Source organism: Bradyrhizobium sp. Leo170 (assembly GCF_004296405.1).
Classification (GTDB): Bacteria; Pseudomonadota; Alphaproteobacteria; order Rhizobiales; family Xanthobacteraceae; genus Bradyrhizobium.
Genome location: NZ_PSRR01000234.1, coordinates 1 through 13,979 on the forward strand (window position 1 = coordinate 1; position 13,979 = coordinate 13,979).

The 13,979-nt window shown below is 65.2% G+C and carries 12 protein-coding genes; 9 read left to right on the forward strand and 3 right to left on the reverse strand.

Going from position 1 to position 13,979, the window contains the following annotated elements:
• Together CWO89_RS30055 and CWO89_RS30060 are read right to left on the reverse strand one after the other, a co-directional pair.
• Nucleotides 1–2,336: xanthine dehydrogenase family protein molybdopterin-binding subunit (locus CWO89_RS30055; RefSeq protein WP_130582187.1), on the reverse strand; the 2,336-nt coding region annotated here is incomplete at its 3' end.
• Nucleotides 2,336–2,803, reverse strand: coding sequence for a (2Fe-2S)-binding protein (locus CWO89_RS30060; RefSeq protein WP_130582188.1), 468 nt, complete (start codon nt 2,801–2,803; stop codon nt 2,336–2,338). The genes CWO89_RS30060 and CWO89_RS30055, both read right to left, overlap by 1 nt.
• A 330-nt stretch (nt 2,804–3,133) precedes the next feature.
• Between CWO89_RS30060 and CWO89_RS30065 the strand changes: the two genes are divergently transcribed.
• The 9 genes from CWO89_RS30065 (at nt 3,134) to CWO89_RS30105 (ending at nt 12,265) form a co-directional block, all read left to right on the forward strand.
• Nucleotides 3,134–4,573: a 6-hydroxynicotinate reductase gene (locus tag CWO89_RS30065; protein ID WP_130582189.1), complete on the forward strand. Its 1,440-nt coding sequence runs from the start codon at nt 3,134–3,136 to the stop codon at nt 4,571–4,573.
• Nucleotides 4,570–5,475, forward strand: coding sequence for a UPF0280 family protein (locus CWO89_RS30070; RefSeq protein WP_130582190.1), 906 nt, complete (start codon nt 4,570–4,572; stop codon nt 5,473–5,475). The genes CWO89_RS30065 and CWO89_RS30070 overlap by 4 nt, the downstream gene beginning before the upstream one ends.
• Before the next feature lie 36 nt (nt 5,476–5,511).
• Entirely contained in the window at nt 5,512–6,096 is a 585-nt protein-coding gene (locus CWO89_RS30075) for an amino acid synthesis family protein (protein WP_130582191.1), read from the forward strand.
• 26 nt (nt 6,097–6,122) lie between these two features.
• Complete coding sequence (locus tag CWO89_RS30080; protein ID WP_130582192.1) at nt 6,123–7,322, forward strand: ABC transporter substrate-binding protein; 1,200 nt, start codon at nt 6,123–6,125, stop codon at nt 7,320–7,322.
• A 190-nt stretch (nt 7,323–7,512) separates the two neighbouring features.
• Nucleotides 7,513–9,402: an ABC transporter permease gene (locus CWO89_RS30085; protein ID WP_130582193.1), complete on the forward strand. Its 1,890-nt coding sequence runs from the start codon at nt 7,513–7,515 to the stop codon at nt 9,400–9,402.
• On the forward strand, nt 9,399–10,190 hold the full coding sequence (locus CWO89_RS30090; RefSeq protein WP_130582194.1) for an ABC transporter ATP-binding protein: 792 nt from the start codon (nt 9,399–9,401) through the stop codon (nt 10,188–10,190). Before CWO89_RS30085 ends, CWO89_RS30090 begins: the two co-directional genes overlap by 4 nt.
• On the forward strand, nt 10,187–10,891 hold the full coding sequence (locus CWO89_RS30095; RefSeq protein ID WP_130582195.1) for an ABC transporter ATP-binding protein: 705 nt from the start codon (nt 10,187–10,189) through the stop codon (nt 10,889–10,891). Before CWO89_RS30090 ends, CWO89_RS30095 begins: the two co-directional genes overlap by 4 nt.
• Nucleotides 10,892–10,900: 9 nt before the next feature.
• A complete protein-coding gene (locus CWO89_RS30100; RefSeq protein ID WP_130582196.1) occupies nt 10,901–11,356 on the forward strand; it encodes a MarR family winged helix-turn-helix transcriptional regulator in 456 nt (151 codons plus the stop codon).
• Nucleotides 11,357–11,593: 237 nt separating this feature from the next.
• The gene (locus CWO89_RS30105; RefSeq protein WP_130582197.1) at nt 11,594–12,265 is read left to right on the forward strand and encodes a DUF1236 domain-containing protein; all 672 of its coding nucleotides are present in this window, start codon (nt 11,594–11,596) and stop codon (nt 12,263–12,265) included.
• Nucleotides 12,266–12,499: 234 nt separating this feature from the next.
• On the opposite strand, the gene CWO89_RS30110 is transcribed toward CWO89_RS30105, so the two are convergent.
• A complete protein-coding gene (locus CWO89_RS30110) occupies nt 12,500–13,696 on the reverse strand; it encodes an amidohydrolase family protein (RefSeq protein ID WP_130582198.1) in 1,197 nt (398 codons plus the stop codon).
• Between the last annotated feature and the right edge of the window lie 283 nt (nt 13,697–13,979).

Consider the following 13,979-nt stretch of genomic DNA (forward strand, 5'->3'; position numbering starts at 1 on the left):
GGCGCGATCGCCCGCCAGGGCAGCACGGCCGCGCCGATGCCGACGGCGGCCGCACAGAGCGCGGCGATGCCTGCGAGCACGCCGGGACGTTTCGCGAACGGTCTTTGCCATTTGTTCGACGGAGCAGGCGGCGGTGGCGCCAGCGTAGGCTCAGCAGTCGGTTGCTCGCCGTGCAATCCCTTCAGGATACGTTCGGGCGTAAACGGCAGCTCGCGGAAACGAACGCCAGTCGCATCATAGATTGCGTTCGCGATGGCGGCCGCGCTCGGCACAGAAGCGGATTCGCCGACGCCGAGCGGTGGCTGGTCCTGCCGCGGCAGCATCAGCACGTCGATCTTGGGAAGCTCCGGGATTTTGATGATGGGGTAGGCGCCCCATTCCCGTGCCGTCACCGCGCCGCGTTCGAAGGTGACTTCCTCCATCAGCGCGCGGCTGGTCGACTGGATGATGTTGCCCTCGATCTGATGGCGCACGCCGTCCGGATTGATCATCAGGTCGGAATCCTGGCCGGCCACGACGCGCGTCACGCTGACGTCGCCGGTTGCCTTGTTGACCGCGACATCGGCGATCCACGCCGACCATGCCGCGCCATAGCCCGGAAACTTGCTGTGGACGTAGAGCGCATAGGCAAAGCCGCGCCCGCGCACGATGTCGCCCTCCGCGACCTTCTCCTCGCGCACCGGCCGCGGCTTCCAGCCGGCGCGTTCGGCGACCGCATTGACGAGATCGATCGCGCGCTGGTCCTTGAGGTAGCGCAGCCGGTATTCGATCGGATCGACGCCGGCTTCAGTTGCGAGCTCATCGATATAGGATTCATGCGCAAAGGTGTTCGGCAGTGCCGAGACGCCGCGAAACCAGGAGGCGCGCACGATCGGCGGCATGTCGTTGGCGACCACGCGCATATGCTCGTAATCGTAAGGCGGGATCGCGGTGCGGTCGCCCATCTCGAAGACAGCAGGCGTCGGCGCGATCCGCCCGGTGAGCAGAAGCGCCAGCGTCGGCGCGCCGTTCGAGGGATAGCGCGTGGCAAAGTCGTAGGCCGCGACGCTGCCGTCCGCGTTCAAGCCGCCATTGATATCCATCAGTTGCGCGGTGCCCTTCGGCTCCCAGGCGTGCTCCTGCTCGCGCGTCAATTGCACGCGCACGGGACGGCCGACCGCGCGCGAGAGCAAGAGCGCATCCGCTGTGACGTCGTCGGCGCAGTTGCGGCCATAGCAGCCGGCCGCCTCCATCCGGATTACTTCGATCTCGGTCTCCGGCCGCTCGATCAGGAGCGCGAGGTCGCCGCGCAGGATGTGCGGGTTCTGCGTCCCCGACCAGACGCGGATCGCACCGTCGCGATAGTCCGCCACCGCACAGGACGGGCCGATCGAGCCATGCATCTGGTAGGGCCAAAGGTAAGTCCGCTGCATCGGCTTCGTGGCGGCCTTGATCGCGCTATCGACATCGCCCTTGTCGAGCAGCGTGCGCGGCGTCGAGGGATTGGCGCGCAGCGCCTGCTCGACATCATCCAGACTGGTCAGCGTAGGTCCCGGCTTCCAGGTGACCGTCAGTTGCGCCGCCGCCTTGATCGCATTCTCCTCGCGCTCGGCGACGACGCCGACGAAATCGCCGATCCGTACGACCGCGACGAGGCCTGGAATGTTGCGTACCGAACCTTCGTCGACTGCAATCAGGCTGGTGCCGACGAACGGCCCGGCATCGACGCCGGCATAGGGCGGGCGCACCACGCGGCCGTGCAGCATGCCGGGCACGCGTACATCGTGGACGTAGACCAGTTCTCCGGTTGCCTTGGCCGGAAGATCGACGCGCGGCACCGAACGCCCGACGACGGCATAGGCATCGACGGCCTTCACCGGCACATCGTCGGCCAGCTCGAGCCGAATCGTCTCGTCCGCGATCAATTCGCCATAGGTGATGCTGCGGTTGTCCTTGCCGCGGACCAGTCCGTCCTCGATCGCGAGTTCGTCGCTTGATAGTGCGAGCCGTTCCGCCGCGCGCGCGACCAAAAAGTGCCGCGCCTGCGCCGCCGCCTTGCGGAGCGGCACCGCCGATATCTGGATGGTCTCGCTGGCGATGGTCGGACCCTGGTTGGGCGTCTGCGAGGTGTCGCCGAGCACCACGACGACGCGGGCAAAGGACACGTCCAGTTCCTCGGCGACGACCTGCCCGAGCGCAGTGCGGATGCCGGTGCCGAGATCGACATGACCGTTATAGGCGGTGACGAAGCCATCCGCCGCGATCCTGATGAAGGTCTCGAACGCGCCGTTCGCATCCGATCGTCGAACAACGGTGAGCGAGCCGTCCGGCCGCACGGGATTCTCCTGCGAGGCCATCAATCGCGCGCCTCGAGTTGGTGGCCGGCCGCGCGCATGGCGGCGCGGATGATCTCGATATGCGCGCCGCAGCGGCAGAGATTGTAGCGCAACGCCTCCAGCACCTCGTTTTCGTTCGGACGCGGATTGCGCGTCAGCAGCGCCTTGGTCGTGATGATCATGCCGTTGAGGCAATAGCCGCATTGCGCGGCTTGCTCGGCGATGAAGGCTTGCTGCACGGGATCAGAACGCTCGCGCGTGCCGAGCCCTTCGAGCGTCAGAATGTCGCGCCCGACGCAGCCATCGATCGGGATCACGCAGGATCGCGCCGCGACACCGTCGATCAGCACCGCGCAGGCGCCGCATTCGCCGAGGCCGCAACCATATTTCGGTCCGTTCAGTTCGAGATCGTTGCGCAGCACGTAAAGCAGTGCGGTGTCCGGAGCGGCGTCGACATCGACAATCCTGCCGTTGACGGTCAGGCGCATCGGCTCGTGGTCCCCAAAGGCTTCGATAGGCGTTTCGATGATTGCATTGCAAAACGGGCGATCGCAAAATCGGCGATCGATGGCATCGGAGGATAACGTTTGTGTACAAACGTGCAAGCTGCTCGCTTTTTGCTGCACTGCGCTGCCCGCTTTCTGGACAAAGCGGGGAGGCAAATGAGGTTTTATTCGGCAGCTGTGGTTTTTCGCGATTGCATCCGCTTGACAGGGTTACAACCTGCGCGCAGGATCATTCGTATACGAACGATATCCCCGATGATTGAGATCCCGGGGAGAAGATGACGCCGCCTCCCAACACCAGGCTTGTTCGCGATGGCTGACGTTGCCGCTTCTGACAAGATCCGCTGCGATGCCTGTCCGGTGATGTGCTACATCAAGCCAGGGGCGGCGGGCGCCTGCGATCGCTATGCCAATCACGACGGCAGACTGGTGCGCGTCGATCCGCATATCGTGCTGTCGCGCGCGCTCGAGCATGGCGGGCGCGTGGTGCCGTTCCAGGCGAGCGGCGACTGGGACGGCAAGATCGTCCACCAGGGCGATATCTTCGTCACCGCGATCGGCGCCGGCACCACCTATCCCGATTACAAGCCGGCGCCCTTCATCGTGTCGTCGGACATCGACGGCGTCGATATGGTCACCGTCGTGACCGAAGGCATCTTCTCCTATTGCGGCGTCAAGGTGAAGATCGACACCGACCGCTATCTCGGCCCCGAGACTGCGGCGGTGCGCGCGCAGGGCGAAGTGGTCGGGCATGTCACCACCAGCGAATACGGCTCGCAGATGCTGTCGCTCGGCGGCGTGCATCATCTGACCGGCGGCTCCAAGAAGGAGGGCCGCGTCACCTGTGACACGCTGATGGATCTTTCCAACTGTAAGCCGGTGGAACTTGCGATCGACGGCGGCGCTACTGTCGTGGTGCAGGCGGGCCAGGCGCCTGTTGTCAACAGCGTGCAGGAAGAGCGCATGCGCGTCGGCTGCGGCTCCGCGACCATCGGCATGTTCGCCAAGCAATGGCACGGCAAGGTCGACGAGGTCGTTGTTGTCGATGACCACATCACCGGCGTGCTCTCGGAGCACCAGGCCGGCAAGCTATTGGATATTCCTGACACCGGCATCAAGATGAAAGGCCGCCGCTCGACGCCCGGCCGCTACTTCCAGGTGGCCGAGCCCGGCACGGGCTGGGGCGGCACCAGGATCTCCGATCCGCTTTCCGTGCTCGGCCCGTTCGATCCCAAGGAAGCGCGGCCGGGGCTGACCATGCTGATGGTCTCGACCACCGGCGAGCACGCGGCCTATTACGTGCTCGACGAGGCGCTGCGGCCGATCGAGCAGGAGATGCCGCCGGAGCTTAAATTCTCGGTCGAGCGCATCCAGGAGAATTGCGAACCGGCGCTGTGCACCGTGCTGTTCATGGCCGGCGCCGGCGGCTCGCTGCGCGCCGGCGTCACCGACAATCCGGTGCGGCTGACGCGCTCGGTGAAGGATGCGCTGACCCGCGTCACCAGCGGCGGTGCGCCTGTCTATGTCTGGCCGGGCGGCGGCATCACCTTCATGGTCGATGTCACGCAGATGCCGATAGGGGCATTCGGTTACGTGCCGACGCCGGCGCTGGTCGCGCCGATCGAGTTCACGCTAAAACTTTCCGACTATGCGGCGCTCGGCGGCCACATGGATTATGTGCGGCCGCTGTCCTCGCTGCGCGACAGCGCCGAGATCCGGCCGATGCTCTTCACCTCGGGGAGGCGAACATGACGAGACGTCCGCAAATCGCGCTTCTTCCTGATGGCAAGCGGCTGCATTTGCAGGACGGACCGATCGATCTGATCGTGGAGGCGACGGGAAGCGAGACCGCCGTGCGCGCAGCCTATGACGCCGCGGTGTGCCGCTTCACCGGCCTGCTGGATGGGCTCTGCATGGAGCTCGGCGAGTTACGCAAGGCGGCCCATCCGATGCACTGCGCCCTCCATGGCGACGTCGCGCGCCGCATGCATGCGGCGGTGGCGCCCTTCGCCGCCGACCGCTTCATCACGCCGATGGCCGCGGTCGCGGGCAGCGTGGCCGAGGAAATCCTCGGCGCGATGCTGGAGGCTGCATTGCTCGATCGGGCCTATGTCAACAATGGTGGCGACATCGCCCTGCATCTTGCCGGCTACGAGCAGTTCACCGTCGGCCTGATCGACCGTCCCGATCGTCGCGGCCTGCTGCAGACCATGGTGATCGGCGCCGACGATCCCATCCGCGGCATCGCCACCAGCGGCCGTCACGGCCGCAGCTTCTCGTTCGGGATCGCCGATGCCGTCACCGTGCTGGCGCGGACCGCCTCCGCAGCCGATGCCGCCGCGACCGTTATCGCCAACGCCGTCGACCTGCCCGGACACCCTAAGATTGTCCGCCGCCCGGCAAATGAACTGCAGCCCGACAGCGACCTCGGCCCGCGCCTGGTGACGCGGGAGGTCGGCCCATTGTCGGCTCGCGAGATCGCCGATGCCCTTGAAGCGGGTGCGGTTTGCGCGCGACAATGCCTCGCGGCAGGATTGATCGAGGGCGCGGCGCTACGCCTGCTTGGCGAGACGGTGATCGTAAGGGCGCGTGCGCCGAGGATGCCGGAATCGCAACTCGTTCATGAATGCGCGATAGAGAATGCGCGGACCTGATCAGAAACCGGGCCGAAGACAACAGGGCGGAAACCGATGAGTGCCATCATTCGCAAGATCGTCACGGTGGTCGAGGAGACCCACATCGAGATGGGCAAGACCATCGCCCCGGCGACCCGGCGCGCGGCGGCGATCGCGGTGATCGAGAACCCCTTTGCCGGCCGCTATGTCGAGGATCTTTCGCCCCTGATCGCGATTGGCGAGGAACTCGGCGAATTGCTGTCGAAACGGGCGGTGGCGGCGCTCGGCATCGAGGGCTCCAAGGCGCATTCCTATGGCAAGGCCGCCGCCGTCGGCGAAAACGGCGAGCTCGAGCATGCGGCCGCGATTTTGCATCCCAAGATGGGAGCGCCGGTCCGCAAGGTCCTGGGTAAAGGCGCCGCATTGATTCCGTCCTCGAAAAAGCGTTCTGGTCCGGGGACGACGCTGGATATCCCGCTCGGGCACAAGGATGCGGCTTTCGTGCGCAGCCATTTCGATGGCATGGAGGTACAGATCAACGACGCGCCGCGGGCCAACGAGATCATGGTGGCGGTCGCGGTCACCGATTCTGGCCGGCCGCTGCCGCGCGTCGGCGGGCTGACGGTCGCGGAGATCAAGGGCGAAGACGGTTTGAGATAATTTTGTTGGACATTCGGAGGTAAGGGATGCGGAATTATTTGATTGGGGCAGGGCTCGCGGTCCTGGTTGCGGGCATGGCTGACGCTGCCATGGCCCAGAGCGAGATCAAGATCGGCGAGATCAACAGCTATTCGCTGTTGCCCGCCTTCACTGAGCCCTATCGCAAGGGCTGGCAGCTCGCGGTCGAGGAGATCAACGCCGCCGGCGGTATCAACGGCAAGAAGCTGGTCGTCATCTCCAAGGATGACAACGGCAAGCCGGCCGATGCGCAGACTGCCGCGAACGAACTCGTCTCGAGCGAGAACGTCGCGATGCTCGCCGGCACCTTCCTCTCCAATATCGGGCTCGCCGTCAGCGACTTCGCCAACCAGAAGAAGGTATTCTTCCTCGCCGCGGAGCCGTTGACCGACGCCATCACCTGGTCCAAGGGCAACCGCTACACTTTCCGTCTGCGCCCCTCCAATTACATGCAGGCCGCGATGCTGGTCGAGGCCGCCGCAAAACTGCCGGCCAAGCGCTGGGCCACCATCGCGCCGAACTACGAATACGGCCAGTCGGCCGTTGCTGTGTTCAAGAAGCTGATGTCGGAGAAGCGCCCGGACATCGTCTGGGTCGACGAGCAGTGGCCGCCGCAGGGCAAGATCGACGCCGGCCCGGTGGTGCAGGCGGTTGCCGCCGCCAATCCGGAAGCGATCCTCAACGTCACCTTCGGCGCCGATCTGGTGAAGCTCGTGCGCGAAGGCAACACCCGCGGCCTGTTCAAGGACCGCGCGGTGGTGAGCTTCCTGACCGGAGAGCCGGAATATCTCGATCCGCTCAAGGACGAAACACCTGAGGGGTGGATCGTCACCGGCTATCCCTGGTACGCGATCAAGACGCCGGAGCACGAGGCGTTCCTGAAGGCGTACCAGGCCAAGTTCAAGGATTACCCGCGGCTCGGCTCGATCGTCGGCTACCAGACCATCAAGTCGGCGGCGGCGATCCTGACCAAGGCGAACTCGACCGATCCGGAGAAGCTGATCGCGGCGACCGAAGGCCTGTCGGTGTCGTCGCCGTTCGGCGAGATCACCTTCCGCAAGATCGACCACCAGTCGACGCTCGGTGCTTACGTCGGCAAGACCGCGCTGAAGGACGGCAAGGGCGTGATGGTGGAGTCCTCCTACAAGAAGGGCTCCGACTATCTGCCTGGCGATGCCGAGATCGAAAAGCTCCGGCCGAAGGATTGATGCGGATCTTCTCCCTCTCCCCGCCCGGCGGGGAGAGGGTTGGGGTGAGGGGCTGCCTCCACGAGTCGTGCGCGTGGAGACAGCCCCTCACCCGAATTGCGCCGGACGATGCTTCGCATCGCCGGGACAATTCGACCTCTCCCCGCAAAAGAGCGGGGAGAGGTGACTCAACCTCCAACCCGGACCGCCGATGGCCTTTTACGTCGTTCAGTTCCTGACCGGACTTGCCAGCGCCGCCTCGCTGTTCCTGGTCGCCTCGGGGCTGTCGATCATCTTTGGCGTGACCCGGATCGTGAACTTCGCGCATGGCGCCTTTTACATGCTCGGCGCCTATATTGCGTTCACGCTCACCGAGCGCTTCTCCGGCGCGCTCGGCTTTTGGGGCGGCATCGTTGTCGCAGCGCTTGTCGTCGCCATCGTCGGCGTGCTGGTCGAGATGGTGCTGCTGCGGCGGATCTACCATTCGCCAGAACTGTTCCAGTTGCTCGCGACCTTCGGCCTGACGCTCATGGTTCAGGATATCGTCGTGCTGATCTGGGGCCCGAGCGACCTGGTTGGCCGCCGCGCGCCCGGCTTCAAGGGCGCGGTCGATTTCTTCGGCCAGAACATCCCGAGCTATGACCTGTTCCTGATCGTGCTCGGCCCCGTCGTGCTCGGCATCCTCTGGCTGCTGTTCCAGCGCACCCGGTGGGGCATCCTGGTGCGCGCGGCGACGCAGGACCGCGACATGGTCGCAGCGCTCGGCGTCAACCAGAAATGGCTGTTCACCAGCGTGTTTGCGGTCGGTGTCTTCCTCGCAGCCCTCGGCGGCGCGCTGCAGATCCCGCGCGATGCGGTGCATCATGCGATGGATCTGCGCATCATCGTCGATGTGTTCGTCGTCGTCGTGATCGGCGGCCTCGGCAGCATCATCGGCGCCTTCGTGGCCGCGGTGCTGGTGTCCGAGCTCAATGCCTTCGGCATCCTGGTCTTCCCGAAGATCTCCATCATCCTCGTGTTCCTGGTGATGGCGGTGGTCCTGATCGTCCGCCCCTGGGGCCTGTTCGGCAAACCGGAAGCGCCGGCGCGCCGCACGCCGGGCCTCACCGTCAATCCCTGGCGGCCCTGGACCTCGAACGAGCGATTGGCCGCGCTCGCCGCGCTGATCGTGGCTACCGCGCTGCCGTTGTTCGGCGGCAATTACGCGCTCACCGTCGGCTCGGAGATCGCGATCTTCGTGATCTTCGCCGTCAGCCTGCATTTCCTGATGTCGGTCGGCGGGCTCGCCTCCTTCGGTCACGCCGCCTATTTCGGCCTCGGCGCCTATGGCGTCGCCTTCCTGGCCAAGCTGGCGGGGCTGCCGATGATCGTATGCCTGCTGCTCGGTCCGCTGCTCGGGCTCGTCGGCGCCGCCGTGTTCGGCTTCTTCGCCGTGCAACTCTCCGGCGTCTATTTCGCGATGCTGACGCTCGCCTTCGCCCAGATTGTGTGGTCGATCGCGTTCCAATGGGTGGCCGTCACCGGTGGCGACAACGGCATCCTCGGCGTGTGGCCGGAAAAATGGGCGGCGAGCCCATCGCATTTCTATTGGCTCTCGCTCGGCATCGCCGCGCTCGCGGTCATTGTCCTCCGCATCATCGTGTTCTCGCCCTTCGGATTCGCGTTGCGCGCGACGCGGGATTCGCCGTTGCGCAGCGAGGCTGTTGGCATCAACGGCAAACGCATCCAGTGGACTGCATTCGTGATCGCGGGCACCGTGGCCGGCCTCGCCGGCGCGTTGTTCGCGTATCTGAAGGGCAGCGTCTTCCCTGACAACATGGGCATTTCGCTCTCGGTCGATGCGCTGGTCATGGTGCTGCTTGGCGGCGTCGAGACGGTGTCCGGCGCAGTGGTCGGCGCCATCGTCTACAAGGCATTGAACATCTGGCTGGTCAGCCAGACCGATTGGTCGAAATTGGTGCTCGGCGCCTTCATCGTGCTGATCGTGGTCGCCTTCCCGAAAGGCATCGTCGGCACGCTGGACTCGATCATCAGCCGCCGCCGCAAATCGTCATCGTCGAATTCGCCGCTTCTCACCTCGCGCGTCGAGACCGCCGAATGAGCATGGTCCCCACATTGCTGTCGGTCGAAGGCCTGACCAAATCCTATGGCGGCGTGCACGCCGTGCGCGGCGTCTCCTTCGAACTGCGTGCCGGCGAGATCCTGGCGCTGATCGGCCCGAACGGCGCCGGCAAAAGCACCTGCTTCGATATGCTCAACGGCCAGAACATCCCGGATTCCGGCCGCATCACGATCTTGGGCGAGGAAACCGTCGGCAAGAAGCCACGCGCGATCTGGCGGCTGGGCGTGGGGCGCACCTTTCAGATTACCGCGACCTTTCCGACCATGACGGTGCGCGAGAACGTGCAGGTCGCGCTGGTCTCGCACCGGCACCAGCTCTTCAATCTCTGGAGCTCGACGCCGGATTTCGCGCGCGAGGAGGCCGGCCGGCTGCTCGATCTCGTCGGCATGGGCGCCTATGCCGAGCGTCCCTGTGGCGAGCTCGCTTATGGCGACCTCAAGCGGCTCGAGCTTGCGGTCGCGCTCGCCAATCATCCAAAACTGCTGTTGATGGACGAGCCGACCGCCGGCATGGCGCCGCGCGAGCGTATCGAGTTGATGCGGCTCACCGCCACGATCGCGCGAGAGCAGTCGATCGGCGTGCTCTTCACCGAGCACGACATGGACGTCGTGTTCGAGCATGCCGACCGCATTCTGGTGCTCAACCGCGGCAGCCTGATTGCCGAGGGATCGCCCGAGGGAGTCCGCGGCAATGCGCAGGTTCGCGCCATCTATCTCGGCGAGGGCCTGGTCTATGACGCGCGCCACCGCGATGGAGCCCACGTATGAAGCTCCAGGTCAGGGATCTCAACAGCTTCTATGGACCGGCGCATATCCTGTTCGATATCGCGCTCGATGTCGGCGAGGGCGAGGTGGTCGCGCTGCTCGGTCGCAACGGCGCCGGCAAGTCGACGACCTTCCGCTCCATTGTCGGCCTGGTCGAGAACCGCTCGGGGCGCATCGTCTTCGAGGGCAGGGACGTTTCGCGCGAACCGACGCACGCGATCGTGCGCGGTGGGCTGGGCTACGTGCCGGAGGAGCGGCGCATCTTCACTGACCTGACGGTCGAGGAGAATCTCGAGGTCGGCCGTCAACAGAGGCGCGCCAACGCACTATACTGGACGCGCGAAAAACTGTTCACGCTGTTTCCGAATCTCGGCGAGATGCGGGGTCGTGCGGGCGGCCGCATGAGCGGCGGCGAGCAGCAGATGCTGACCATCGCGCGCACGCTGATGGGCAATCCGTCGCTGGTGCTGCTCGACGAGCCTTCCGAAGGCCTGTCGCCTAAGATCGTCGAGCAGATGGTCGATGCGATCCTTGCCATGAAGAAGGAGGGCGTGAGCATCGTCGTCTCCGAGCAGAACCTGCATTTCGCGCGCCTGATCTCGGATCGCGCCTATATCATCGAGCGCGGCCGCATCTGCTTCGGCGGCACGATGGCCGAGCTCGACGCGCGGCCTGATATCCGCGATGCGCATCTGTCGCTCTGAGGAAGTGTGATGGCCAGAAACGGGGCAGTGAAACGTAATCCAAAACCGCAGAAGACCAGCTACATTCTGGACGAGCAGATCGGCTTCCTGCTGCGCCAGGTCTGGCAGCGCCACGCCACCATCTTCGCCCGCGAGATCGGCGTCGACCTGACCTCGCCGCAATGGGCGGCGCTGTCGAAGCTCGCCGAGACGGGGGCGTGCTCGCAGAACCAGCTCGGCCGGCTGACGGCGATGGATGTCGCCACCATCAAGGGCGTCATCGACCGCCTCACCGCGCGCGGCCTGACTGAGACCAGTTCTGATCCCGAGGACGGCCGTCGCCTCCTCGTCAGCCTGACCCGCACGGGCCAGCAGACGGTCGAGAAAGTTGCGCCGAACGCGCTGGCGATCACCAAGGAAACGCTGGCGCCGCTCGATGGCAAGGAGCGCGAGATGTTGATCGCGCTGCTCAGCAAGCTGCGTTAACGTCAGGGCATTCGTAGGGTGGGCAAAGCCAACGGGTCGCGCGAACGCGCGCCCGATGACAGGCTCCGCGTGCCCACCATCCACGATCGGTGCAAGAAAGGTGGGCACGCTGCGCTTTGCCCACCCTACGAGGCGTGCCCCACCATCACCGTCGCAAGGGCGCCGCCCCAGGAACAAAATGCGGCAAGCCCGGTTGCGATTCTGACTACGGGCAGCGGGGACCAACAGGAGTCGGCGATGAAGACCAATTGGTTTTGCGCGACGGCAATCGCACTGACGATCAGCGCCGGAGCGGCCATCGCGCAGGTGCCGGATCAAAAGCGTGAGGGGAGCCCTCGCGCCGGCCAGGTGCCTGGACAGGACGGTCAGCGCGCCGCTGATGTCAATGACGACCAGGGCAAGCAGATCGTGGATCGGCTGCGGAGCGAGCGAACGGCGACCCGGACCTCGAATGTGAGCGTCAATATCGGCCAGCGATTGCCGCCGAGCATCCAGCCCCACCGCCTGCCGGCCGACATCGTGCGGATCGCTCCAGAATATCGCGACTACGATTACACGCTCGTTGACAACAGGGTCGTCATCGTCGATCCGCGGCGGCGCGAGATCGTCGACATCCTTGACGACGGGCCGGGCTGGGGCGGCGCCGCAGCCTACGGCCACGACCGCATCGTCATCACCGACGACATGCGCAGGAAGTTCAGGGAATTGGCGCGGAGTTCCTCGACCACGGTCGGCGCGAAGACGCCGGCAGGCGGAACGTCGGCGTCGAACTGCCTGTCGCTGCAGCCCGTGCCGGAGGAGATGGTGCGCAACAATGCCGAGCTCAGGAACTATCGCTATCTCGCCGTCGGCGACCAGATCGTGCTGGTCGATCCGCAGCAGCAGAAAGTGGTGCAGGTGATCGAGTGACGGTGCGAGCGAATCCGTAGGGTGGGCAAAGCGAAGCGTGCCCACCATCCCGAGCAGTGAGCTGGATGGTGGGCACGGCGCTCCGCGCCTTTGCCCACCCTACGCACTCCGCTACATCCGTCATTCCGGGGCAATGCGAAGCATCGAGCCCGGAATCCATCTCGCCGCAGAGCACGCGGCAAAATGGATTCCGGGCTCATCGCTGCGCGATGCCCCGGAATGACAGCGGGACTATCACCGCCCCACGATCTCCGGCACCTTGCCGGCCGGCGGCGTGTTCCGGCTGCGCTGGGTGCGGACGATGCCGTCGATGATGGTCATGCCGATGCCCGGCAAATCGCCGAGCTGCACGCTCTCCAGGATGGTCTTGCCCGGCGAATGCTGCGCCTTGTCCATCAGCACGAAATCGGCCGCGCGGCCGACTTCGACCAATCCGCAATCCAGCTCGCGCATCCGCGCGGTGTTGCCGGTGGCGAGGCAGAACGCGATCTCGGCCGGCAGTTCGCCGAGTGAGGACAGCATCGAGACCATGCGCAAGATCCCGAGCGGCTGCACGCCGGAGCCGGCGGGCGCATCGGTGCCGAGGATGACGCGGTGAAGATCGCCCATCTCGCGCGCGGTGCGCAGCGTGTAGAGCGCTGAGCGCTCATTGCCGTTATGAACCAGTTCGAGGCCGCGCTTGCAGCCCTCGCAGATGCAGCGGATCTGGTCGTCGGGCAGGGCGGTGTGGCCGCCATTGATATGGCCGACCACGTCGGTATCGGCCTCCAGCACGACATCCTTGTCGATCAGACCGGAGCCGGGAATTGATGGTCCGCCGGTGTGGATCGTGCTCTGGATGCCGTATTTGCGCGCCCATCCCACCATCTTCCGCGCAGTCGGGCCGTCCTTGACGCCGCCGAGGCCGACCTCGCCGAGCAGCTTGACGCCGGCAGCGGCCATTTCCTTGAAATCCTCTTCCACCATCTCGCATTCGATCACCGGCGCGCCGGCATGCACCTTCACGCCGCCGGGCCGAAGCGTCCAGAACGCGCGCTGCGCGAAGATCGCCATCGCCTTCAGGCCCACGACGTCGCGCGGCCGGCCCGGCATGTGCACCTCGCCCGCGGAGATCATGGTGGTGACGCCGCCGTGCAGATAGCTGTCGATCCAGTTGGTCTGGTTCTGCCGCGGCGTCCAGTCGCCCGCCACCGGGTGGACGTGGCTGTCGATCAGTCCCGGCGCCACCGTCGTGCCATTGGCATCGACGATGGTGGTGGCGCCTTCGGTGTCGACATCCTTGGCGCGGCCGATCGCCGTGATCTTGCCGTTCTCGGCCACGATGGTGTCGGCATCGAGGATCGGCCGTTCCAGCGCCCCCGACAGCAACAGCCCGATATTGCGGATCACCAGCTTGCTCGGTCCGGTCGCCTGCGGTGCATCGTGGGCCATGCCTTGTCCTTTTCGCTCAATCCCTGCGCCGCGCATTGTGCCCGCGACCTGACGTGCCGATCAAGTCGGATTGTTTATTAGTACACGAATGATCGTCGTCGAAAAGCCCCTTACCGGGAGTGCTGCGGTTCGAGCCCGCCGTCATTGCGAGCCAACGGGTCGCGCGAACGCGCGCCCCGTTGGCTCGCAATGACGATGTGGCCACTTTGGGTGTGACAAATCAACCCGACGGGCAAATCAGCCAAAAGTCTGTCCAGCCCTCACGTAAAAAACATTCCGCTTT

Coding starts and splice junctions, on each gene's coding strand:
- CWO89_RS30060 (WP_130582188.1), bottom strand. CDS start 2,803: ATGCGCCTGACCGTCAACGGCAGGATTGTCGATGTCGACGCCGCTCCG.
- CWO89_RS30065 (WP_130582189.1), top strand. CDS start 3,134: ATGGCTGACGTTGCCGCTTCTGACAAGATCCGCTGCGATGCCTGTCCG.
- CWO89_RS30070 (WP_130582190.1), top strand. CDS start 4,570: ATGACGAGACGTCCGCAAATCGCGCTTCTTCCTGATGGCAAGCGGCTG.
- CWO89_RS30075 (WP_130582191.1), top strand. CDS start 5,512: ATGAGTGCCATCATTCGCAAGATCGTCACGGTGGTCGAGGAGACCCAC.
- CWO89_RS30080 (WP_130582192.1), top strand. CDS start 6,123: ATGCGGAATTATTTGATTGGGGCAGGGCTCGCGGTCCTGGTTGCGGGC.
- CWO89_RS30085 (WP_130582193.1), top strand. CDS start 7,513: ATGGCCTTTTACGTCGTTCAGTTCCTGACCGGACTTGCCAGCGCCGCC.
- CWO89_RS30090 (WP_130582194.1), top strand. CDS start 9,399: ATGAGCATGGTCCCCACATTGCTGTCGGTCGAAGGCCTGACCAAATCC.
- CWO89_RS30095 (WP_130582195.1), top strand. CDS start 10,187: ATGAAGCTCCAGGTCAGGGATCTCAACAGCTTCTATGGACCGGCGCAT.
- CWO89_RS30100 (WP_130582196.1), top strand. CDS start 10,901: ATGGCCAGAAACGGGGCAGTGAAACGTAATCCAAAACCGCAGAAGACC.
- CWO89_RS30105 (WP_130582197.1), top strand. CDS start 11,594: ATGAAGACCAATTGGTTTTGCGCGACGGCAATCGCACTGACGATCAGC.
- CWO89_RS30110 (WP_130582198.1), bottom strand. CDS start 13,696: ATGGCCCACGATGCACCGCAGGCGACCGGACCGAGCAAGCTGGTGATC.